The organism is Paenibacillus sp. MY03 (assembly GCF_002165585.1).
GTDB lineage: Bacteria > Bacillota > Bacilli > Paenibacillales > Paenibacillaceae > Pristimantibacillus > Pristimantibacillus agaridevorans.
In genome coordinates this window covers 24,004-48,280 of sequence record NZ_MXQD01000001.1, presented here as the reverse complement: position 1 = coordinate 48,280, position 24,277 = coordinate 24,004, and the positions used below count along the sequence as shown (strand labels likewise).

Sequence of the window (24,277 nt, the reverse complement as noted above, 5' to 3'; positions counted from 1 at the left end):
GCGCAAACGAACCAAGCCGTAGCCTCTATACTAATAAGTTTTATTATATTAATCAAGGCTGTTACGAGTTCTCCATCTCCTATTTTCGCCTTTTATTGACATGTTCAGAAATTTTTCAGTTTAGTATGATATTATTGTCACTTAGCTTTCAACATTATACGACAATTTTCCGTCCTTAAAGAAGGGTGAGGGATCGCTGGATGAATGAAGTCTTTAGACAAGAAAAGAAATACCTGATATCTATTGATGAGTATGTGAAGCATAGTCACTTTTTAAGTCAACTGCTGCATCAGGATCCTCATAACGGAGCGGACGGATATATGATCCGATCCCTTTATTTTGATACGTTGGACGACCGGGACTTTTTTGAAAAAGTAAACGGGATTTACATCAGAAGGAAAATACGGCTTCGCGTCTATGATCCATCCAGTGAGTTTGCCGTTCTTGAAATGAAACAAAAACAGGGCCCTTATCAAAAGAAACGTTCCTTGCGGATCCAAAGAGATGACGCGGCGCAATTATGCAAAGGCAACTATTCGCCGCTGCTAGAGTATCCCGAACCATTTGCAGCGGAGTGTTACGGATATATGAATATGTATTGTTATCGACCGACTGCAGTTATCCAGTACAATCGCAAAGCGTTTATTGCAAAGGAAAACAAAATCAGAATTACCTTTGACAACCAAATCGAAGCAACGGAAAGTTGTTTCGACATATTTTCCGATCATCTAAAAATGAACCCCGTGCTCGATCGTTTTAACGTCGTCCTCGAGGTTAAATATAATCATTTTTTACTCAGCTATATCCGTAACATGATTAACCAGTGCACTAAAAGTGAATTAGCAGTCTGCAAATATGTCCTGGGAAGAAGAAATTTATTAAACCATTTATCGTAAAGGCGGTTAACGTTTATCATGAGAGAATTTTTATCGAACATGCTGGAGCAGGGTAAAACATTGGATTTAGAAGGGATTTTAACAAATTTAGGAGTCTCCATTATCATTGGACTCGTTATTTTTCTGTCTTACTGGATTACTCATTCCGGTACGATTTATAGTAAGAAATTCAACGTTTCATTAATAATGCTCACTATTTTAACGACAAGCGTCATGGCAGTTATTGGCAATAACGTAGCTCTTTCCTTAGGTATGGTCGGTGCGCTGTCTATTGTTCGTTTTCGAACGGCGATTAAGGATTCCAGAGATACCGTGTACATCTTTTGGGCGATTGTGGCAGGCATCAGCAGCGGCGCCGGCGAGTTTATGGTTGCTTCCTTAAGTTCGGCTGCCTTATTTATAATCCTCCTCTTCTTGGGAAGAATAAAAAACGACAACAGAAGGCTTCTTATCATCAGAGCAGCCAAAAGCCAGGAAAGAAATATCGAATCTGTGGTGTTCTCCTATTTCAAATCAAAAGCGAATTTAAGAGTCTTAAACTCGACAAGGGAATCCGTGGAGTTAATCTATGAGTTATCCGGCAGAACACTGGCCGAGGCGGCAAAGGGAAATAAAAGCATTACTGAGGTTCTCTATGAAATAGACGATGTTGAATATGTCAATGTGGTCACTCAAAATGATGAGATCGATGGTTAACGGTAAAATAGATGAATAAAAAATGGATTTATTTTGGCGTGATCTGCCTGGCCCTTTTCTTTACTTTCTATAGTTCGGTTGCCCTGTCGGACACCATTACGAGAGAACATCAGCACTTGTCGGCGCTCCCGCCCCAAACCTGCGTCCAGAATAATCAGGTTTTCTGTACACATCTGCCGATTGTTTCCATTAATACTAATGGAGCTAGCATTCCTGGTGCTAGAGGTCAAAAGGAAATGCTGCGAAGCGATTTAAACCTATTTGATACGCAAGGCGAAAATAACTATCTTACCGATGAACCTGCACTTTCTACCTTAGCCGATATCAGATATCGAGGAAATTCGTCGCTGCATTTTGATAAGAAATCGTATCTTGTCAAACTGGTGCATGCGGATGGAACGGAAAATGAACAAGAGGTAGCAGGCATGCCTGCCCATGACAATTGGGTTTTAAATGGTCCCTTTTTGGACAAAACCTTGATGCGTAATTATTTGGGCATGAACATTTCCGCGGAAATTATGGGGTATGCGCCCAGGGTTCGTTTCGTTGAGCTTTTTGTCAATGAACAATATCAAGGTGTTTATGTGATGATGGAGACGATTTCCCAAGGGACGGAACGAGTAAATATCTCAAGCTACAAAGATGGTGATCCATTTACCAGTTATATCTTAAGGATAGATCGGGGCGACACTCCGGATAATGAATTAGATAACTTTTCCAAATATATCAAACGGATACCTCCGAACACCGAAACCAATCGATATATGATGAATGTGGAGTATCCTGCAACGCGAAAGCTTACGCCAGCGCTGAAGGAATATATTGAGCGTGATTTTAGCAAGTTCGAAAAATCACTTTATTCCTATGACTATGATGACGATGATTATGGCTATGAAAGCTTTATTGACACGCAGTCTTTTGTTGATTTTTTTATTATCAACGAGTTTTTTCAAAACTATGACGCCGCTATATACTCTACTTATTTCCACAAGGATATTCGAGGAAAAATTCATATTGGACCTGTCTGGGACTTTAACAACGCTTTTGACAATTATATGGAGGCAGTCCATGATGGTACTGGGTTTGCGCTTCATGATCGAACTTGGTATTTTATGCTTACCAAAGAAAAAGCCTTTGTCGATGCAATTGTCCATCGATATAAAACGCTTAGAAAATCCATATTAAGTGATGATTATCTCATAAACTATATCGATGAAACGGCCGCTTACTTGGGCGATGCGCGTCATCGTAACTTTGAAGTTTGGGGCTACAGCTTCGATCCGTCAAAGCTCACATATCATAGCTTGCTTCAACCGATCGAGCGCAATATAAAAAGTTATGAACAAGCTATAGAGCAATTGAAGGGCTTCATTAAAAAGAGAGGCGGTTGGATGGACGAGCACATCGAAACCCTCTACCAGTACAGCCATGAATCTAGCAACAAAAAGTTTAATCATTAGCAGCTAACTTAGAAAGGAGGAACGCTAATTGAAAAAGTTTATTATCATTTGCGTATCCATCCTCCTGTTGTACTTTATTGGCGATTATCTGTATTACAATAAGGGAATTTATATTTCTTTTTCCACCGATAAGACTGTAACAAGTTTTACAAAAACGGAGGGCAAAAAGATCTATGTCGATCACGGTATAGGAAAGGGCTTCGAGGAATTCCAAATTAAAAGCGTAGATATGGGCGTTGGGATACCAGGTTATTTTGCCACAGATTATGCGATCGATAAAGCTACCTATCTTCGCTGGTTTACATTAATTCAAGAGATGGGCGCGAACACCGTTCGGGTTTATACGATTTTGGACGATACCTTTTATGATGCCGTAAGTGAGTATAATACAGGAAATGAAAATCCGCTGTATATTATCCACGGGTTATGGGTCAATGATTATGTTCAAAATTCCCGCGTAGATGCCTATGATGAAAGTTTTTTAGATCAGATGATCGAAGACTCCAGGCTTCTTGTCGATGTTATCCATGGCAACCGAAAACTGGAACTCGGAAGAGGCCATGGTTCTGGCAGCTATACGAAGGATATCTCTCCATGGGTAATCGGTTATATTCTGGGTGTCGAATGGGAAGATATTACCGTTGCCTATACGAATCGCATGCAGAAAGACAAAAACATCTATATAGGGAAATACTTTAGTACCACTGTAGATGCCAGTCCGTTCGAAGCAATGTTGGCACAGGTTGGAGACAAGATTATTGCGTATGAAAGTGACCGATATAAGCAGCAGCGTTTGGTTGCATTTTCGAATTGGGCTACTACAGATCCATTTGATTATCCAGATTACATCTCCAATTATTTCTATAAGATAGCCAAGGTGGATGTCGAGCATATCCAGCCAACAAGAAATTTTCTGTCGGGCACTTTTGCTTCCTATCATATTTATCCTTATTATCCCGACTATCTGAATTACATGCTAGACAAAGAAAAGTATGTGGACAAGGCAGGCAAAATAAATACGTATTACGCTTATTTAAAAATGATTAATGATCATCATACGATGCCAGTAGTCATCTCGGAATTCGGTTTTCCTACATCAAGAGGAATGGCGCAGAAAGACTTTAATACAGGGCGATCTCAAGGAAGATTGTCGGAACAGCAGCAAGGACAGGCCATTATTGACAGTTATAACGATATTATGGCCGCAGGCTCGGCAGGCGCTGTTATTTTTACATGGCAGGACGAATGGTTTAAACGCACCTGGAACACGATGCATGCGGTGGATTTGACAAAAACACCTTATTGGAGCGATTACCAGACAAATGAACAGTATTTCGGTCTGCTATCCTTTGATCCCGGCAAAGAGAAGAGTATCAGCTATGTAGATGGTGATCTATCCGAATGGAAAGATACAGATAAAGTAATAGACACCCCTACCTCTTCTCTTTCTATGAAATATGATGAAAAATTCATCTATTTTCTTGCATGGAATAAGGGTTTTACAGAGGATGACACGCTCTACATTCCAATCGATACGACTCCGAAGACGGGCAGCAATTACAGCCAGAATGAAGATGTGAAATTTGAGCGTGATGCAGACTTTCTGATGGTTATCAACGGAAAGGAAAATAGCCGTGTGCTGGTTCAAGAACGATATGAAGTGTTACGCGCTATGTTCCGGCACGAAGTAGAGGGCAAAGATGCTTATTATGATCCTCCTGATAAAAAGACGCCTATTTTCAAAAATATAAATCTGATTCTGCAAACAGCACTGTTAGATCCAAAAGAAGCAATACAACCTAAAAATAATGCCCAAACTAAAGCGTTGAATATGGAGATCTATGAAACCGGAAGACTGACTTACGGTAATGCCAATCCTGAATCGCCGGATTTTAACTCGCTTGCGGATTTTCACTTTAGCGGTGAGTATATCGAGATTAAAATTCCGTGGCAGCTTTTCAATTTTTCCAACCCTTCGGAAATGATGATTCATGATGATTACTATGAGCATTATGGCGTGGAAAATATTAAAATCGACAGGCTGTATGCAGGAATCGGCAAAAAAGGGGAAATCAATCAACGGATTGCGATGAAACCTTTTGCATTAGACGGTTGGGGACGAAAAGTAACCTACCATGAACGATTGAAGCAATCTTATTATGAAATTCAGAAAGTCTGGGTAAAGAATGAGTAGGGGTGATACATACACATGATCATTACAGTCGAAGAGATCGTTTATATTTATATAGGTGTGTGTATCAGCATGCTCATTTTCAATGTTTTCATTATTTTTTTCCGCAAGTCGCAATACAAAAGGTTTAAAACCCGTACCCATGATATCTCAAAACTAATCCATGTACAGCTCGAGCATATTGCCCGCAAACAACCCATCAAACGAACGATACAAATCAAGTTGGACAAGATGTTGACCGCGCCAAACAAACTGATGGCTTTTCATGAAGCCATAGAGGCTGCCCTTGAGCAAGATGCCGTAGTCGTTCAACAGTATCTGCTCTTAAGCCGCCCCCTGTTCGGCAGCCTGGCTGTAAAATATATGCAGAAGGATGATATAAGAAAAGCCTATTTTGCCTATTTGATGTCGAGATACAAGGTTTGCAAGGATATTGAGCAAGATGAGATCATTAATAGCATGCTGCAGCTTATCGATACCAAATCAGCTTATTGCAGGGAAAATGCGCTCAAAGCGCTTTACAGCTTTGGTAATGAAAAAAATGTGTTATCTGCGATTATGTTAATAAATAAAAATGAAATATTCCATCATGAAAAATTGTTATCCGATGGTCTATTATCTTTTGAAGGCGATAAAGCTCGACTCGGTGCCTTGCTGTGGGAGCACTTTAACGAATTTAACAATGACATTCAGGTTTCCATCGTGAAATTTTTGCATGCTGATTCGGATCAATTTAAAGAGGAGCTTTACTCCTTGTTAATACGACAAGAAACAAACAAGGAAGTTAAAGTGGCAATCATCCGCTACTTCGGGAAATATGTATATGAACCTATGTATCACTTTTTGCATACGACTTTGACAGAGGCTTCGGACGACTGGGAGATTATAGCGATATCAGCAACGGTAATCCGAGCATATCCAACCCCTGCATCTATAGAAGCATTGAAGATAGCCATGCATCATTCCAATTGGTACATTCGGTTTAATGCTGCTGAGACTCTTAATGCATTGCGAAAAAATTACAATGAGCTTGCATCCATATACAATGGTACTGACCGCTTCGCAAGAGATATGCTGCTGTACCAAGACCAGCGAACCCGTATCAAAGCACAGGCTCAACAGCAGGAGGCAGTGAGGGTATGATGGATTCCATCAAGTTATTATTCGAATATGTAGCCATTTTTTTCATTTGTTATATGCTGGTGTATTCTACATTTTTATTTTTGTCTGTTACGGTCGGAACCTCCGTGCTTTACAAACAGCTGCAAAGGCGGCAAATGAAAAATGAGCTCCAACATGACTATTATATTCCCATTTCGATCATTGTACCTGCTTATAATGAAGATGTTACCGTTGTAGATACCGTCATATCGTTGCTGAATTCTAAATATCAGTTATTTGAAATTATTGTCGTGGATGACGGATCAAAAGATAACACATCACAGGCATTGATTGATTACTTCGAATTGAATCCAATCGAGCGCCCGATCCGCAAGCTGATTCCGTGCATGCCTGAGGAGGCTTGTTATCTCGGCTATCGAGATAATATCCAGATCACGCTGATTCGAAAGAAAAATGGCGGCAAAGCGGACAGCTTAAATATGGGAATTAACGCTTCACAATTCCCCTACTTTATCTGTATGGATGCAGACTCCATGCTGCAGGATGATGCACTTGAAAAAATTATTCAGCCTGTACTTGAAAACCGCGACGTTATTGCTTGTGGCGGGCTTATCAACATCGCGAACGGTGTTACGATTAAAAATGGTAAAGTAATCAAATATAAACTGCCTAATAATATTTTAATTATTATGCAGGCATTGGAATACAACCGCTCTTTCCTGGCATCCCGCATTTTTTGGGATCAATTTAATGGAAACCTAATTATTTCTGGCGCCTTTGGCTTATTTAGAAAAGATATGGTCATCAATGTCGGCGGTTATGATCACGACACTCTAGGCGAGGACATGGAGCTTGTAGTAAAGCTGCATTCCTTTTGCCGTTCTCATCAAATCCCTTATTCTATTAAATACGAACCCGATGCCATATGCTGGAGTCAAGTACCAGAAACGATGTCGGATCTGATTAAGCAGCGAAGACGATGGCATCTCGGACTGTCCCAAAGCCTTTGGAAGCATAGAAATTTAATTGTAAATCCAAAATCCGGTATTGTCGGTCTAACATCTTATTCTTATTTTCTGTTTTATGAATTATTATCACCTTTTATTGAGTTGTTTGGATTGCTGACCATCATGCTGGCCTTCTCTGTTAATATAATTAATGTACAATTTATGATTATATTTTATTTGATATACGCAGGCTTTGGCGCAATCCTTTCCCTGACAGCTTTCTTTGCTCGTATCCATACACAAAATTTAAAGCTTGATCTATTTGATGTCTTAAAGGTCATCAGCCTATGTTTGCTGGAAAATGCGGGTCTCAGACTCGTTATTGCATTTGTTAGAATGACTTCTTTTTTCCGATATAAGAAGAAGAAAAACCATTGGGGCGAAATCACACGCCAGAAGATGAATATCGATCTCTAAAATTGGATCATATTGAATTGAGGAACTGATGATGATAAAAATGTTAGGGAAGCATTCATCGATAATATTATTAACATTGTTGCTCTTATTGGGTGGTAGTCCAGTAACTGTAGACGCTCAGGCCACTTCGAAAACGGAAGCTGTCGTTTACGTAGCAGGTAATCCGGATCACTACCCCATGGAGTACTTTGATAAAAAAGCTCAAACCTTTAAAGGTATTGCGCCTGAGCTGCTCGAAATCATATCGAAAAAAACAGGCATTCAATTCATCTATATGGATGAAAATGTCGAACAAAAAAATTTGATTAAAAATCTTCAAGTAGATATGGTATCCGCCTTTGCCTTTAATCAGGAGCAAATCGACACCTATAACTTAACGCTCAGCGAGAAATATATTTCCGTCCCCAATGAGCATGGCGCAGATGATATTTATCTGGCTTTTACAACAATAGCCGATCCAGTAATGATATCCCGTATAACTGACGCCTTGCAATCCATTACGAGCGAACAAAAAGAACAGCTCCTGTGGTCGAAAATACCTAAGCAGCTCGAGACTGCACATAAAAGAACGGATATCATCATCCTGGCCTTATTGTGTGTTTCTGCTGCTCTTGTAATCGTTATGATCTTTATCGTTCTCAAGTATAAAAAGCGTTGGATCCACGTGCTTCAAACGGATCCAATAACGGGCTACGGCAATCACATTAAACTTTTTAAAGATTATGATGCATGTATTACGGATGATAATCGTGTCAGTTACAGTGTTGTCAATTTAAAAATCGAGAATATCTCTTCGATCAGCGAAGTGCATGGTTATGTAGAACGAGACCTTACCCTCACTCATATCTCAAAAATCATACAATCGCATCTTAGCGAACACGAGATGTTTGCCAGTGTATCGGAAGGCAGTTTTATAATAGTGATGCAATATCTCTCCCAGCAACAATTAACGAAAAGACTGGGACCGCTATATTTGGACATCCAGAGCTTATTAAAGCAAAAAACGAAGGATGATGCGGCAACGCTTAGGTCTGGCATATATGGTTTGGCGATTTACGATAAAGAATTAAACCCGGCCATCAATCATGCTATACAAGCCCGGGAATATGCACAGAGCAATAACCTTAGCTATGTCTTTTATGATAAGGCGCTCTTCAAATCGATCCATTTGGTTAAAGAATTGGATCAAGAAGCGATTACAGGTCTTGATAACAATGAGTTTATTCCATACTTTCAACCAATGCTCGATTTGGACCAAATGGAGATTGCAGGATTTGAAGCCTTATCACGTTGGCAAAATAAAAAAAGAGGTCTGTTGTTCCCGGATCAATTTATTCCCATCCTCGAAAAGAATGGGCTGCTTGGCAAAGTGGATATCGCTTTGTTCCGCAATGTATGTCAATTGCTGGGTCAAAGAGTTAAGGAAGGGCAGGATCTGCTCTACATTTCCTGCAATTTCTCACGATATAGTATCTATCAACCTGACTTCTGTACAACCCTAAAAGAGATTGCCGCAGAACAACAAGTTCCTGCAAGCTGCTTGCAAATTGAAATTTCCGATACGATTTCGGCAGAAAATATGCCTGAGATTATAAGCAAAGTATCAGAATTAAAATCCTATGGCTTTACAGTAGCCCTTGATCATTTTGGAGGGGGCTATTCCTCCATTATGGAATTAAAAAACTTTGCTATAGACATCTTAAAGCTGGATAAGGAAATGATCAAAGATATTGAACATCCAAAAATACAATCCATCATGGGCAGTATAGTGGAAATGTGTCATGGCATTGGCGTAGAGGTTGCTTGTCAAGGGGTAGAGACGGATGCACAACTGCAATTGCTTAAACAAATCGATTGTGATTATGTGCAAGGTTACCTTTTCTATCAGCCTATGCCTTATTCTGAGCTGGATAAGCTTATGCGGGGAATGCAGATATGAAAAAGCTCATTTATTATACGGGATTGACTCTGATTCTAGTTATAGGAATTATCCTGATTGTTAATCGTGTTGCGCAAAAATCAGCTGAAACTCACAGCAAGCATAGTATCTTTTCTTGGTCAGATGAAGTCGTATTAGCCGAAGAGCGCCCTGCATTGCTATCCATTCTTGATCGGATGGATATTGGAGCCATCTATCAATCATTCTCCAAAGAATTACTTGCATCACAAGAAGCAGAATCTTTTCTTTTACAAATGAATGAACATACGATTGATGTATTTTACCTGACTGGAGAAGCCGAATGGGGTTTGGAAGCAGACGGAGCATCTCTGAAAGAAGAAATCATGAAAGTAGAGCTGCTCAATCAGAAGGTAGACAAAAAAGCTGGATTGAAAGGCCTTGTTATCGATGTAGAGCCTTATCTTTTGGACGAATGGGATGCAGCTGACAAAAAGGGAAAAGTAAAAATAATAGAAACATTTATTGATGGTTTGGAAGCAGCCTATCAGGTGGCAAAGGATAAGGACTTAATTATGATTGTTACAATTCCTAGTTTCTACGACAGATATTCTCTGTATGAACTGGATCGCTTGATTTCTTTGGCGGGCGATGGGATTGCCGTCATGAATTATGATCGTACAGACGAATATTCTCAAATCGAGAACGAAGTTCAATTTTCCAAAAAGTATGGCAAACCGATCATCAATATCGCCGAGCTGCAGCAGCCAGGGAAACATAAACTCGAAGATATCAACACCTATTATAACGCCGGCCTTGATGAGCTCCAAAAGTCTTGGGCTAGTCTGGACGACCGCTTCCAGTATCCCAAGTTAAGCTTTTCCTATCATTATTATGATACTTTGAAGGAAATGCTCGAGTAGTAGGATACATGGACCGCTCTCATTACTTTCTGCAAGAGAACAAAAAGTTGGACGGAAAGATTTTTCCGCCCAACTTTTTTATTTTCGGGACTTAAAAGACAGCCCCTTCCGAGGAAATTAATCGCAAATCCTTCGTTTCTTTCATTGATCGGTTGTCTGGATGAGGCCGGCCTTCGATAGCAAACGCCGAATCACAACAGCCGCCTCCGCACGCGTGATGCTGGCCTTGGGCGCCAGCATATGCTTCGCCCTTCCGGAAAACAATCCCCAGTTGACATTGTTAACAGCTGCCGGAACGGCCCAGACTGACACTAGATTGGCGTCTATGAAACGCTCAAGGACCGCTATATCGCTAAGTACAGCGGCAGATTCTTTATCGTTGGCCAATATCATGGCTCGGCTGGCAATGACCATCGCTTCCTCGCGATTAACCGGATTGTCGGGACGGAAATTTCCATCGTCATATCCGGCTATCAACCCGCTTTTCCAGGCAGCTTCCAGCCAGCCCGCATACCAAGCCGAAGCATCGACATCGTTAAATGCGCTATCTCCCTCTATTGGCTTCAAGCCCAAGCCGCGAGCCAGCATAACAGACAGTTCAGCTCTTGTCACTGCTGCATCGGGCTTGAACTGACCGTTCGCGTAACCGGAGACGACTAACCGTCTAGCCATATCCTCGACGGCCTTTTGTCCCCAATGACCCTTCATATCGAGAAAGGCAATATCCGAAATCGCCAGAGCATATAGGCTATTAGTCAGGCTGCGAATTTGAACGAAATTGCGGTCATCCGTCGAGTCAAGGATGGCAGGGACCGGACGTACTTCGCCTTGTTCATCGACAACAAATGCCGCCGCCTTATCGAATATCTTCTCCGCTTCTGACGGAAGTTTGATTCCTCTCTCCACGTAAAAATCAAAAGTATCAACAGAATCCATTCGCCCTTCCTGTCCGAGCATCAACTCGAAGCGAATCGGCGAACCGATCAATTCCAGTCCATTCCGCTTGACGGACTTCGCCACCCGACTTCTCTCGGATTCTGCCACTTCAGAAATAACAACTCGCAGCAACACCCCGTCGCCGTCCGCCTCCGCTCCGCTTAGGAATTGTTCCTTTAGTTGCGCCGCATTCAGCGTGTAGTAAGCGCTCGATGTTTGCAGCGTAATAAAAGCTTTGCGGTTACCCAGCAATTCAAGCGACTTTCCATCCAACTCCAGCGCAGCTTCGGAGGTATCCAGATCCAGCGCAATTTCAATTATCGCCCCCTCATCCCCCACTAGGCTCGACAATAGCTTGTCATATTCCAACAAGTAGGTTACGGAAAAACCATTCGACGATTTATCGCGCTTCTCTCGGCCCAGATCGGCGGTACGCCCGTTCAATAGCAGCTTTACCCGTTCAGGATCTGTCCCGCGAGAGTACGATTGCCCGGCAGGTAGGACATACTGAATCTCTGGCACAACTGTTTCCTTGCTTCGTTCTCCCCATTCGTTAGCCCCGGTCAGTAGGAAGTGGTAAACTCCCTCCTGATCCAACGGCACCTCAATCACAAATTCGCTGCCATCGGTCAAGCGTTTCGTTGCGGCCAGCTTATCCCGGCTGTCCACCGAAGCGTTGCCATTGGAGTCCTGCCATACTTGCACCAAAGCTCCGTTCATTGCCGTTCCTTCAATTGTCACATTCGCTTGGCCAACGGTTCCGGTTGGCTCTGATACCGTCGTCACAACAGGCGGAGCCATAACGGCCTCCCGACGATGCGGGCCGATGTAGAAATAGGGAATATCCGCCTCCATTAGCGAGAATTGCGGCAGCCGCTGCAAACTTGTCCAGCGATAGGGATCGGCCGATTGCCCCGAAGACATTCCCTCTGGTCGTACCTCCACCACAACAAAGGTGCGCATCCGGCCCATATCAGCTTGCACAACTGCAACTCCTGGCTGCAGCGCAGCGATGACACCATCGCTGCCGACCGTTACCGTATCGTTGTGATTGGTGGACCAAGTTACCGTTTCTGCAGGTTGCCGCAAGTGTCCCTGACTGTTTAATTCGGTAACCGTAAGCGTATCTTGGCCGTTTACAGGCAGTACCAGATGCGGACGATCGGCGATGAGCGCCACGGGTTTGCCGACATCAGGCGGCAGCATTCGGAAGGCCAGCTCTGTAAGAGCGATCTCCAGCGACGATCCTTCGCCGTTTTCTTTCCACAGATAGATATCCGTTGTCTCCAACGTCTCGCCTGCAAAAGCCGAAATATCAATCTCAAACGTAGACAGTGCACCATCATCGGATACTGTATATTCTTGATAGAAGGGATTGCTGCCGGTAATACTCGTATCCCATGATCGCATAAAAAACTTCGCTTGACGCTGCTGCACGGCTCCGGACTCGCCCACAAATCCGAACTTTCCTGTTAAATAGACAGACGGTTGATCCGGTACCTCCAGGCTGATCCGGCCATTAATGCCGGTGCCGCTATCGCTTCCCGCGAGTACAATTGGATGTTCGTAGCTGTTGCCATCCTCCATGACCACGCTCTCCGGCCTCGAGGCGCCGCCGTATTCTGTCCAACTGCCGAATGGGAAGCCCGCATAGGTCGGTTCCGCCGTCCAGCTTCCTTCCTCTTCATACACGTCCAGCAAGTCCTCATACACATAACCATCATTGCTTACATGCACATATCCTCTGGTTAACGTATGATCAGTTACCAGCGTTATTTGAGCTGTTCCTTCCTTGAGCGCCAGGAATTGGCCCGTATTGTCCACCTGGACGATATCCGGCCGATCATTGTAGAAATGGGCATTCTCTTCCTGAAGCCAGACGCCGCGAGAACCGTCGCTATACACCTCGTTGATCTGCAGATGACCGCTCGTTCCCGGTTTCACCGTTGTGTTAATCTTATCGAATTCCAGATGCGTGACGGAATTGACCGGCGTCTCATCTTCATACACGAATTTATAATCCGTCAGCAGCACTTCCGCATCCTCCCAAGAGGTTGCGCCTTTGTGACGCACATTCAGGTCAATCCTGATTTTCTGACCCGCATAAGCGGATAAATCCACCTCCACGGAGGTTCCCTTTCCCGTCACGGGCAAATCCTTTTGTACCACGAATATATTGCTGCCGCCGCCTTCCGTATATCCCTCCATAATAACGGAATTGTATACGCCCTGCGTCGCTCCTTGCGGGTATCGGAAGGTTGTAATCGCCTTTACCTTTGTTTTATTGGGCACTTGCAAGGAGTCCAGCGATCCGCTAATCTGTTCTCCGTTCTGCAGCGGCGCATAGCGGTATACTTGAGTATAGTTCTCTCCGTTTTCGGCTGTAGCCGCATCCCTTTGTTCGCCTATGCCATATTCGTTGCCTTCTCCGAAGGTGAACGGATGCCAGCCGTTGGCCATCGACCAAGTGCTCCAGAAAGCCGTCGGCATACGCTGCATGAGAGACTCCTCCAAAGGCGCGCTGATCGTCAACAAAGCGCTTGCGACAACTCCGCTTGAGGCAGCCGTTATAACCGTCTGCCCTTCCGCAAGCGCCGATACTCGCCCTTCCGAATCGACAATGGCGACATTATCGTTACTGCTGCTCCAGAGCGGAGCTGCTTCCATCTCATCCTCGTAGAAATAATAACCGTCCGATGTAATCCCGGTCAGTGCAAAGGAGATATCCGAGCCCGCAATTGTTTCAAACTGACGGTCGGACAGGCTTTCCAATTGCTGCTCCTTCAGTGTTTCGCCCTCCAGACGGAGCACAAGCCGGTCCAGATCGGTAGCATATTCTCCCTGTCTGTTAAGCTTCAGATCGGCAGGGTTGCCCTTGAAGAAAGCGAAGGTAGCCGCGCTATCCGTTGACAGCTCGACATCACCTTCCGAATCGGGAAAGATAAACTCGCCAGCTATAATATCGTAGCGAGGCGATGCATCCGGGAACCGGATCGTTTCTGTGCCGGCCTCCGGCAATGTGACGAATACAAAGGATTCGTTAGCATTCACCTGCTTGCCGCTTCTCGAATACAAATGAACGCCGGCTAGATCAGCCAAATTGCGATACAGTTGCTCCGATGAAATAGAGGGTGAGCCGATCCAGACTTCCGCTCCGCCTGCATGCTCTTTATATACAGCGGTAGCATGTGAGCCTGTCTGTCCCAGTAATTGAAATCCCGCCGCTTCGTATCCAACTGCCGCATACAGCGGTATAGCCGGCACTGATCCGCCGAGCGGTTCGGATACGTCTATTCCCGACAGCAACGACGACGTGCTGCCTTCAGCAGGCAGAATTTCAAAGCTCTGCTTCCCGATCTCCACGCTCGGCACACCGGTTACCGATGCCATATGCCCTGCGGAACGACTGTCCACTCCATCTGCATCCCGCTTCCAGTATCCTGCCGCATACAGCCAGACGAGCGTCTTGCCCGTTTTATCCCAATTCTCCAGCTGCGCAAGTCGTTCGTTATCCCAGGCATAAGCATTTGCCATAATATACAGCTTGTACGGATCGGTTTTGCCGGCTAACACATCGGATAGCAGCACGATATCGTAAGGCGCTCCAACGGCGGACAACTCCTCCCGAATGAGCCTTACCCGTTCATTGACCGGCGAACCCCCGGCAGATTGAATCAACTGGGAGAACTCGTCCAGGACAAGCGCGATTTCGGTTGTCGACTGCCTCGGTAGATCAACGGCTGCTTCTGCTAACTGATTCATCAGTCGAATGTTGTTCATCATTCGCGCGTTATGAAACCCGCCATACCCGGCGTCGTCATACCAGTGAATGCCGTAGTTTTTGGACAGCGTAAATCCAAAATTGCGCCACAAGAGAGCAAGCGATCCCTCAATGTCGTTGGCCAATGGCGGAGCGCCATGGGTATCGGTCCCCATATGCGTCGCATAGTCATCTTCGCCCACGTATAGTTTGCCGTACAAGCGAGCCGAGTCCATCGCTCCGTGGACACTTGTGAAGCCGTCATCCAGATCCCTGTGCGTATAGTCCAGCGGCGAATACAGCAGATCAATATCATCGTTACGAAGCAACGTCTCAAAATCCAGCATGCCCGACAACGGACCGTATTGTCCGAATGCCATCGTGTAGCCGCCGTATACGGCAGCGAGCTTCCGGCCTTCCACTTCTTCCTTCACAACATGGGACAAGTAGGTCATCCGCTCGGACACAATCTCGTTGTGGTACACGGCATAATCAATCAGGTCGCTCTGTGACCCTGGATTTAGGAACGGATCACCGGAAGCCTTCGATGGAATGTCAGCGCTTTCAAACGTGACATACGCATCGTTCCACGCTTCTCTTAGCTTGGCAACATCATGATTGTACCTCTCTTGCAGCCATTGCCGGAACTTCGCCTTATTGCTAACGCTGCGGTCAAAATCCCGATTGGCCCAGGTATCTACATAGAACCACTCTGCTGTACTGCCCGCGCTTAACATGTACCCCAGAATGCGATCGCCGACAGGACTTGCCTCATACCTGCGAATTTGCTCCCGCAGCAGAAGCTCCGCCCGATTCTGCCATTCATCCGAGCCGTAGGATATCGCTCCCCAGGAAGCCCCTGTGTCGGTATGCACATCCGAACTGTTTTTGTCGTCAAAGCCGAACGGGGTATTGGATCCCATCCAGATCACGGGCAGGAAGTAGGCGTTGGGGTCCTGTTCGGCAATCTCCTGCATGTGCGGCAACCACACTTCGAGCGTCGGATAGCCGGTCGTATGTCTCGGCTGATAGATCCGAATACCCGCATAGTCGGCGGATTGCGTCATTCCGGGATACCAATCCCATTGAAACCAGCCGACTAGCGGCTGCGGTTGATTGTTAATATGCAGGGTTGGAATACCGTCGATACTCTCAACCGACGCATTCTCTACCGCATCATAATCGTTTTCCTCCACTGCCGCTCCGGCCGTCTCGCCCGCCAAAGGCGGCAGCAAGCCGACCATAACGATCAGCGCTGCCAGAAAGCTTGCAGTTAGTTGCTTAAATCTCATACACGATTCACCCCAATATTGTATATTTGCGCTTTACCCCTTGACCGCTCCCGCTGTCATTCCTTCAATAAAATAACGGGAGAAGAACAAGTAGACAAGCAAAGATGGAAGAGTTACGATTGTAAGTCCCGCCAGAAGCACGCCATAATTGGTGTTGTATTGCGATTGAAAATTCAGCAGTCCTAGCGGCAGCGTCTTCAATTTGTCATCCGTAATCGTAATCAAAGCCCAGAAAAATTCACTCCACACTCCCACGAAGCTCATAATGGCAACGACTGCAAGCACAGGCACAATCAGCGGCAGATCAATAGACCAGAACACCCTCATGTAGCCCGCCCCGTCAATTCGTGCTGCTTCGTCCAGTTCCTTGGGCAACGACAGTACAAAATTTCGAATCAAATAGATGGCCATGCCGATCCCTCCCCCGACATAAGCAAGGATAAGTCCTGGATGCGAATTGAGCAGATCCAAATCGCGCAGCATCAGGAAAATCGGAATGGTCGTCATCTCCCCGGTTATCATCAGAGTGGCCAGAAATCCGACAAAGAGCACCGAGTGGCCCGGCGGTTTCCACTTGCCGAGAGAATACGCCGCCAAGGTTACGACCGCAAGCGTAAGCACAAGCGAACTTATCGTCACGAATGCACTGTTGGCAAAATACACCGATACTTTGCCGATCACAAAAGCCTCCGCATAATTCGACCATTGCGGCCCCGACGACGACCACAACCCGGACGGTTGCATCATAATTTCACGGGTTGTCCTCAAGGAATTAAACACCATGTAGAACAACGGATAAACGATGATAAGGAAAAGTCCGCATAACGGCAGCATACGAAGCGTTCCGAATAATCTGTTGTTTGTCATTGCTCGTCCTCCCTTGAGGCAATTAGCCTGCGGCTAATCAGCGTTAGCGTCAAAATAACAATGAACAGAATTATTCCCATCGTAATCGCTTCGCCGAACCGGAAGGAAAGAAACGCGCGTCGATAGATCATGATCCCGAGCACAGTGGTGCTGTCCCCCGGACCTCCTCCTGTCATCATGTAGATAAGGTCAAACGCTTTCAAGCCGCCAATCAGCGATAGAATAAAATTAACTTCCGTAATCCCTTTTAGCAGAGGCCGGAATATGTGCCAGAGAAGCGTGCCGCTTCCTGCTCCGTCCATCTTGGCACTCTCTATAAGATCTTTCGGAATCGCCAGCATCGCAACAATATAAAACGTAATGGTCATGCCGATGAACTTCCATGTATTTACGATCATAAGCGTATTCATCGCGGTCTCGGTGCTTCCCAGCCATCCTCTTGCCCACGCCTCAAGCCCAATTGCTCTCAGCACTTCATTCACCAGACCGAAATTGGGGGATAACAGATTGCTCCAAAGAAGGCTAACGACCGCTCCAGGCAAAATGACGGGAATATAAACAGCGACGCGCATCAGTTTTCGCCACCGATCGGATACGAGCGTATAGATGAAAAATGCCAGCAAAAAGCCGAGTATAGTCTGCACAATGGTCGTCACAAAAGCAAACCGCAATGTGCGTCCCGTTGCCGCCCAAAAATGATGATCGCCAAACACATTTTTATAGTTGCCCCAGCCAACCCAAAGAAATCCGGCATCAAACCCATTCCAATCCGTAAAGCTGCGTACAACGCTTGTCAGAACGGGATAAATGTAAAAGGCAGCCAGCAGTGCGACCGCCGGCAATAGAAATAAGTATGCGAGCGTATATTTGCGCGCTATCATGTATGTCTCCACTCCTTTATGGGCGAACCGGCAATCTCTCCAAGATTGCCGGCTCCCCATACCGCTAGTCGGCCTTGCAGCCTGGAATATTCCGACCTATTTCGCCCAACCCAAGGGCTGACGGCTATTGGCTGCTCTCAATAGCTTTTCGGTGATCCGCTTCCATCTTCTTCGCCGAAGCGGTCACATCCGCATTGGCGTTCAGCAAATATTCTGCGAAAGCCGCCTGCAATTGCTTCGATAGCTCCGCCGGATTATAGGTGAGCTTCTGCACGGGATAATCGGTTGCGCTAGCCGCAATTTGATCAATCAGACCATCCAGCGTTTCATCGCCTGTATTCAAGTTTTGAAGCACAGGCATAGATTTGCTTTGGGATGCCCACAGCTTCTGGACTTCTTCGCTGGTGAGATGCTTAAGGAACTCAACCGCTTCATCCGGATATTGCGTCGTTTTCAATACGAAGAATCCATCTGCCGTTAACGGCGCCTGAATTTTCAAGCCTTCGGCAGCCGGGAACAAGAAAGCGCCAAGCTCGTCGTCGACCTGCTCTTGCAGCGTAGGGATTTGGTTGTTATTGCCGAGAATCATCGCTGCGCGTTTCGTCAACAGAAGATTGGCAATTTCGTCGTTGCCTACCGCGAAGGCGTCTTTGCCAAAAAATCCTTTAGAGAACCATTGCTTGGCGAGCTCCATTGCTTCGATATATTCTGCAGATTCATAGCTTTCTTCGCCTGCCAGCCATGCGCCTTGCGCTGTGCCGTTCTTGACAAAATTCATACCCGCGAAGGAATCCTTAAGCATATCGATTTGTCCGTCTTTGCCGCTGGCTGCAAGGGGAATGATGCCGTTTGCAGCCAGCTTTTCCATGGTTTGCTCCATTTGCTCCCGCGTTTGCGGAACTTCTAGCTGGTGGTCGCTAAACATCTTTTTATTGTAGATAACAACCTGGAAGGATAACTTAAACGGAATATTGGACACAAATGGTTTATCCGCATTCACGACGCTTATATCGAGCAGGTCGCTGCGAATAAAAGACTGCTCCCAAGCCGGATCTTGCTGCAAATAATCGTCCAACGGCATTGCGGCGTCCACCTCGTTGACGAATGGAGCCATCCAATGCGTCCAGCCAAAAGACACGTCCGGCGCCTGATTGGCAGCTACCTTGGTCTGCATAACCTCGATTGCCTTGTCCCAGGGCACAATTTCCGGCTCGACCTGGATATGTGGGTTTTTCTCTTCGAAGAGACGAATGGTTTCATTCATAATCGCCTCATATTCTGGCCAGATATACAGAAACTTCAGATTGACGGGATCCTTTACCGTCTCCGGAGCTGCATTAGACGCAGCGTTTGTGGAATCAGGCCCGGCATTCGACTGCTGTCCTTCATTGCTCGCGTTATTGCCGCAAGCCGCCGCCAGCAGCAGGCCTATCAACAGCAGGCCTTTCAGCAGCATCGGTAACGATTTCGTTCCCATTTCTTTTTTCATTGTCATTCTCCCCTTAGATAACAATTTATTTTTAATGCCTTGGCATCAAAAATCAAGTAAAAACGCACTCTATCATGCTATATTGAAACGCGACCGCCCTGAGCCAGTTCGACAACCCGACCGTCCGGCAGCTCCAATCTTGCCGAGATTTGTTCCGGACAATCGATCTGGCAAGCAATTGTCCCGTCCTCCCGACGCCGCCATGACACGTGTACGACACCATCGGCTGTCGCCACTGCTCCTTCGGCCCATTCCAGGTAAGACGTATCCGGCCTTATGAGAATCCCCCGGCTGCCGGGCTCCATGGGACTCACCCCTAGCACGCAAGCGGTAAACTCATACAGCGGTACAGAGCCCCAGCCATGGCAATCGCTGCGTTGCGATACAGGGTCCTCTACCCAAGACGTTAAATTCATCGCCGCAAGATCTCGCCAGGTATCCCATAACCGATAGCTCTTGTCATACAGGCCGGCTTTCTCCAACGCACGGAACAAATAAAAGGACATCGCATACGAAACGGTCGGCAAATCCCGCTGCTCCAACATATGGCTCAGCAATTCACCCGCTTGCCCATCCGGCACCGTCCGGGTTAGTACGGCAAAAATTTGACAATGCTGCGAATACAGCTGCACGGTCGGCCCGTCGGCAAACAGCCTCCGCTCAGCGGACCAACAATTGCTCCGTACGGCCTCTTGTACCGCTGCGGCGCGATTCATATATTCCTCAGCGGTGGAGTGCCTGCCGCAAACCTCATTCAACTCAGCAGCTGTCTGAAGCGCCAATACATAAAATAAGCTGTAGGCGGTCAGCGGACCGTACTCATTTGCCGTCGGCACCCCTCGGCCCCCGCGCCATTCCTCCACCCAATCTACAAAAGACCATACAGATTGAGGCATTGCCCCCATCAGACCGCTCGCTTCTACATGCTGGGCGAACCAGTGAAGCACCGCGTCGATCGTCGGCAAGTAGCGGCGGACCAGCTCGGCATCCCCGAAATACCGATAATGGTCAGCCACCATCATGATCCAATAGATCGAGAATCCCGGAATAACCTGAGGGTATACCGATGGATAACGGCTCTGAATCATCCCATTCGGCATAAGTGAGCTGTGAAAATCGAATATGGCTTTGCGCGCCAGCCGATCGTCCGCCGATATTTGATAGGTGAAAAGCACCTGCAGACGAGTATCCATAATGTATTGAAGCTGCTCGTAATAGGGGCAGTCCTCGTACGTTTCGTGCATGCAACGTCGCAAAGTATTGATACTAATTTCCCACAAGGGCAATAGCGTCGGGTCGGAGCTTGCGAAGTATGCCTTCACCTCAAGCGGATATCCGGTTTCACAATAATTGAAGCGGTGAAGCCGAACATCTTCCTCTCCGGCCCGTACCGTCAGTCTGACATAACGGAAGGTGCGAAATTCAAACGGCTCGTACCTCTCGTAGTTCTCCTTGTCGGTCTCCCCTTGTCCCGCAACAATATAACGATCGAACTCGCCGTACAGGTATCTTCCTTCAGGATCGTCCCGTATATCCTTATTGCGCCGGATCGTCGATTCCGCTTCCCTCTCATAACATTCCGAATACAAAATCTCTACAGTTGTTCCTCTCCCGCCGGTTAAGTCCAGATAGGGATATCCGGTAGTCAGCCCCCCTGCATCCAATTCAACTTCCAACGTCTCACCTGCTCGTACCAGCCATCCGCTTCCGTTCGAGTCTCCATCAAGAAGGTAGAAATCAGGCAACGCATTCGAAGGAAGAATCCGCTTCACACCTACGTAACCGTTTTCAATCTCATACAATGGTGGAATGGCACGAGCCTCAAGCGGCCATGGCGTCAGTTGCCCATACAGCACATCTATAATTTCCGACACCATTACCGCCGGTCGCCAGCCCTGGGCTTTATCCCGCATTTTTAGCCAACCGAACGGCAGCAGACGACCGTCAGTTTGCTCTGTGCCTCCGACATAAAGCGTATCCTGCCCTCCCGCTACGAAGCGAGTGGCCGCGTCTCTCAAACATTCCCAACGATTATCTGTCGACAAATCAATGGTTGCGCTACCATTTTTAGTGGTCAAATTTCCTTCCAGTAAGAAAACGCCTTGCCCCGAACGCCACACGGATGCCGGTCCACCGATTCCAAGACGGAAAGGCTCGCATGATCGGTAATGAACGACTTTGGCAGCCAGCACATTCATCCCTTCGACAAGCTTATCCGTAATATCCACCGTTTCGAAATAACGAGTGAACCGGTCCCCCTTGCAAGGGCCCACACTAACCGATTGACCATTCAGATACAACCGATATCGGCTGTCGGCCGATACATGAACGACCAGCCTGGAGGCAGCCGGTTCGGCCACCTCGAAGCAACGGCGAAAATAAACAATCTCGTGTTCTTCAGACCTTTCCCGGACATCCTCGGACTCGCTCCAGATCCATTGTGCCTTCCATTCTTCCGGTTTATGGTTCAACTCTTCTCTTCCTCTCCTCTGCCCCGTAAAGCGCTTGTACTTTCGCGGACATGCAATTGCGATTTTACGATGAGACTGGGCAGGTCTTTCTTGGCGCTCATAATTTGAACAAGCAGTTCTACAGACTGCTCACCCAGCGAATATCGCGGATGCACCACAGACGCCAGACTCGGATAGCTGTACTGCGCCAGTTCAATTCCGTCGACGCCGATAATGGACAACTCGTCAGGAACGCGAATCCCCAGTCTGTGCGCCGCCTGCAGCACTCCCACAGCCAAAATGTCATTCGCCGCAAAAATCGCCGTAGGCCTCTCTTCTACCTGCAGCAGTTGATATGCCCCCTGTTCTGCCTCTTTTACTCTTTCCTTCTCAATCAACCGTATATACTCACTCCTGAACGGCAGCCCTCTGGCTAACAAAGAATCCTTGTATGCACGGAAGCGATCCATCCAGACGCTTGCATCGCGGTTTAGCGACAGATGACCTATACGTGCATGTCCCAATTCCAACAGATGCCTCATCGCGATCAAACCGTCCAAATAATTATCCGTCTGAATCACCGGCAAGGAGGTATGGGCTGGGGACGGATTAAACAGCACCACCGGCACCGTATGATTTTTCCGAAAGTGGAGCTGTTCCAGCTCTCCTATAAAACGTTCCTGCATCCGAATGGAATCAAATTCGAACGAGGTGAAAATAATTCCATCCACTCTCTGCATCAATAACAATTCCAGATTGCTCTTGGCTCCGACATAATCCAGGCCATTACAGATAACAACACTTTTGCCGAACTGCTTCGCTTTCGTCTCAATCCCCAGTATGTAATCTGCATAGTATGGATTGGCAATATTGGAGACTACTACGCCTATCATATTACTTTGGTTGGTCGCAAGACCGCGAGCGAGCTGATTCGGACTATACCCTAATTGTTCAATAGCCTGCTGCACCTTGCTTCTTGTTTGCTCCTTGACGGTATGTGGTTCGTTAATCACCCTGGACACCGTTATCGGAGCAACGCCGGCCAGCTTCGCCACATCCTTTAACGTAACCAAATTACAAGCTCCCCTTCCACAACAGAATGGTTGCGCTACCATTTCGTTAGTGCTATCTTAGCATAGGTTTTGAAAGATGGCAATATCTTCGTATATCTTCGTGCAGTCCATAATATATTCTGACTTTTGACTACCGTATTTCCTCCTTTTTTTCTAAAAACGCAAAAAACTCGGAATTATGTCCCCGAGCTCCTTGCAAGCTATGCAATTTCAACCCATTTTCGAGTACAATGTCACGGCCGAGATTGATCCTATCTATCTATTCCAGTCTGCAATTTCCCGAAATATATCCTCCATTACAAAACCGACGCACGGAATCTTATCCGATACAACGGTATCCTTCCCTTCGAATAGATTCATAAGCTCATATCGTCCGTCTTCGAGCAAATGGTGCTGCTCCAGCGTACGAGCTTCGATGTCGACGATCCAATATTCCGCAACGCCATGCACGGCATAAGCCTTTCGCTTAACGAGCTTGTCTCGCTTATGAGAGCCGGGCGACAAAATTTCGATGACCAAATCCGGCGGTCCTTCAATCCCTCTCTTCGTTACAACATGCTCGCGGCTGCGATGAATCATGAGAATATCCGGCTGGACGACCGTCGTTTCGCTCAGAATAACATCGATTGGCGCATCGAACACTAGATAATCCTTTCTGCAGCTTTGCTTAATGATAAACTCTAATTCTCCGCTAACAGCTTGATGCGTCGTCGAGGGGCCTGGCGACATCAACTCCATAATCCCGTCAACAATCTCATAACGCTGCCCGTCATCCGGCCATTCGGCATACATTTCATACGTGACCGGTGGTTCCAGCACTTTATCGGCCGTTTTCTGTTTCGGATTACGGTCCATAACATCCGCTCCTCTCCATGCGAAAAGCACCTTCAATAGCAACACAAATACAATGTGTGTCTACG

General features: G+C 46.4%; 15 protein-coding genes. 8 read left to right on the top strand and 7 right to left on the bottom strand.

The window, feature by feature from the left end:
- Positions 1-200 precede the first annotated feature (200 nt).
- The 8 genes from B1748_RS00150 to B1748_RS00115 are packed head-to-tail and all read left to right on the top strand — an operon-like array spanning position 201 to position 10,609.
- Positions 201-896: a polyphosphate polymerase domain-containing protein gene (locus tag B1748_RS00150; protein WP_087565838.1), complete on the top strand. Its 696-nt coding sequence runs from the start codon at positions 201-203 to the stop codon at positions 894-896.
- Positions 897-914: 18 nt separating this feature from the next.
- The gene (locus B1748_RS00145; RefSeq protein ID WP_087565837.1) at positions 915-1,592 is read left to right on the top strand and encodes a DUF4956 domain-containing protein; all 678 of its coding nucleotides are present in this window, start codon (positions 915-917) and stop codon (positions 1,590-1,592) included.
- Positions 1,593-1,603: 11 nt separating this feature from the next.
- Complete coding sequence (locus B1748_RS00140) at positions 1,604-3,052, top strand: CotH kinase family protein (RefSeq protein WP_087565836.1); 1,449 nt, start codon at positions 1,604-1,606, stop codon at positions 3,050-3,052.
- 28 nt (positions 3,053-3,080) lie between these two features.
- On the top strand, positions 3,081-5,246 hold the full coding sequence (locus B1748_RS00135) for a hypothetical protein (protein ID WP_087565835.1): 2,166 nt from the start codon (positions 3,081-3,083) through the stop codon (positions 5,244-5,246).
- Positions 5,247-5,261: 15 nt separating this feature from the next.
- Positions 5,262-6,386, top strand: a complete 1,125-nt coding sequence (locus tag B1748_RS00130) for a HEAT repeat domain-containing protein (protein WP_087565834.1) — start codon at positions 5,262-5,264, stop codon at positions 6,384-6,386.
- A complete protein-coding gene (locus B1748_RS00125) occupies positions 6,383-7,789 on the top strand; it encodes a glycosyltransferase family 2 protein (protein ID WP_087565833.1) in 1,407 nt (468 codons plus the stop codon). The genes B1748_RS00130 and B1748_RS00125 overlap by 4 nt, the downstream gene beginning before the upstream one ends.
- A 28-nt stretch (positions 7,790-7,817) precedes the next feature.
- Positions 7,818-9,728, top strand: a complete 1,911-nt coding sequence (locus B1748_RS00120) for an EAL domain-containing protein (RefSeq protein ID WP_087565832.1) — start codon at positions 7,818-7,820, stop codon at positions 9,726-9,728.
- Positions 9,725-10,609 (top strand): hypothetical protein, encoded by an 885-nt coding sequence (locus tag B1748_RS00115; protein WP_087565831.1) that lies wholly within the window; start codon positions 9,725-9,727, stop codon positions 10,607-10,609. Before B1748_RS00120 ends, B1748_RS00115 begins: the two co-directional genes overlap by 4 nt.
- Before the next feature lie 141 nt (positions 10,610-10,750).
- On the opposite strand, the gene B1748_RS00110 is transcribed toward B1748_RS00115, so the two are convergent.
- The 7 genes from B1748_RS00110 to B1748_RS00080 form a co-directional block, all read right to left on the bottom strand.
- Positions 10,751-16,597, bottom strand: coding sequence for an S-layer homology domain-containing protein (locus tag B1748_RS00110; protein ID WP_087565830.1), 5,847 nt, complete (start codon positions 16,595-16,597; stop codon positions 10,751-10,753).
- 33 nt (positions 16,598-16,630) lie between these two features.
- Positions 16,631-17,464: a carbohydrate ABC transporter permease gene (locus tag B1748_RS00105; RefSeq protein ID WP_087565829.1), complete on the bottom strand. Its 834-nt coding sequence runs from the start codon at positions 17,462-17,464 to the stop codon at positions 16,631-16,633.
- Positions 17,461-18,345 carry a carbohydrate ABC transporter permease gene (locus B1748_RS00100; RefSeq protein WP_179215289.1) on the bottom strand — a complete coding sequence of 295 codons (885 nt, stop codon included), beginning with the start codon at positions 18,343-18,345 and terminating at the stop codon, positions 17,461-17,463. Before B1748_RS00100 ends, B1748_RS00105 begins: the two co-directional genes overlap by 4 nt.
- 124 nt (positions 18,346-18,469) lie before the next feature.
- Positions 18,470-19,834 carry an ABC transporter substrate-binding protein gene (locus tag B1748_RS00095; RefSeq protein ID WP_179215288.1) on the bottom strand — a complete coding sequence of 455 codons (1,365 nt, stop codon included), beginning with the start codon at positions 19,832-19,834 and terminating at the stop codon, positions 18,470-18,472.
- Positions 19,835-19,911: 77 nt separating this feature from the next.
- Positions 19,912-22,305 carry a family 78 glycoside hydrolase catalytic domain gene (locus B1748_RS00090; protein WP_087565826.1) on the bottom strand — a complete coding sequence of 798 codons (2,394 nt, stop codon included), beginning with the start codon at positions 22,303-22,305 and terminating at the stop codon, positions 19,912-19,914.
- A complete protein-coding gene (locus B1748_RS00085) occupies positions 22,302-23,357 on the bottom strand; it encodes a LacI family DNA-binding transcriptional regulator (protein WP_179215287.1) in 1,056 nt (351 codons plus the stop codon). The genes B1748_RS00090 and B1748_RS00085 overlap by 4 nt, the downstream gene beginning before the upstream one ends.
- Positions 23,358-23,612: 255 nt before the next feature.
- Entirely contained in the window at positions 23,613-24,212 is a 600-nt protein-coding gene (locus B1748_RS00080; protein ID WP_087565824.1) for a Uma2 family endonuclease, read from the bottom strand.
- Positions 24,213-24,277: the final 65 nt, after the last annotated feature.

What these genes read in the sequence shown, in the direction of transcription:
- B1748_RS00120 (WP_087565832.1), top strand. Translation starts at nt 7,818, where the DNA reads ATGATGATAAAAATGTTAGGGAAGCATTCATCGATAATATTATTAACA.
- B1748_RS00095 (WP_179215288.1), bottom strand. Translation starts at nt 19,834, where the DNA reads ATGAAAAAAGAAATGGGAACGAAATCGTTACCGATGCTGCTGAAAGGC.
- B1748_RS00115 (WP_087565831.1), top strand. Translation starts at nt 9,725, where the DNA reads ATGAAAAAGCTCATTTATTATACGGGATTGACTCTGATTCTAGTTATA.
- B1748_RS00100 (WP_179215289.1), bottom strand. Translation starts at nt 18,345, where the DNA reads ATGATAGCGCGCAAATATACGCTCGCATACTTATTTCTATTGCCGGCG.
- B1748_RS00150 (WP_087565838.1), top strand. Translation starts at nt 201, where the DNA reads ATGAATGAAGTCTTTAGACAAGAAAAGAAATACCTGATATCTATTGAT.
- B1748_RS00080 (WP_087565824.1), bottom strand. Translation starts at nt 24,212, where the DNA reads ATGGACCGTAATCCGAAACAGAAAACGGCCGATAAAGTGCTGGAACCA.
- B1748_RS00110 (WP_087565830.1), bottom strand. Translation starts at nt 16,597, where the DNA reads ATGAGATTTAAGCAACTAACTGCAAGCTTTCTGGCAGCGCTGATCGTT.
- B1748_RS00125 (WP_087565833.1), top strand. Translation starts at nt 6,383, where the DNA reads ATGATGGATTCCATCAAGTTATTATTCGAATATGTAGCCATTTTTTTC.
- B1748_RS00130 (WP_087565834.1), top strand. Translation starts at nt 5,262, where the DNA reads ATGATCATTACAGTCGAAGAGATCGTTTATATTTATATAGGTGTGTGT.
- B1748_RS00140 (WP_087565836.1), top strand. Translation starts at nt 1,604, where the DNA reads ATGAATAAAAAATGGATTTATTTTGGCGTGATCTGCCTGGCCCTTTTC.
- B1748_RS00145 (WP_087565837.1), top strand. Translation starts at nt 915, where the DNA reads ATGAGAGAATTTTTATCGAACATGCTGGAGCAGGGTAAAACATTGGAT.
- B1748_RS00105 (WP_087565829.1), bottom strand. Translation starts at nt 17,464, where the DNA reads ATGACAAACAACAGATTATTCGGAACGCTTCGTATGCTGCCGTTATGC.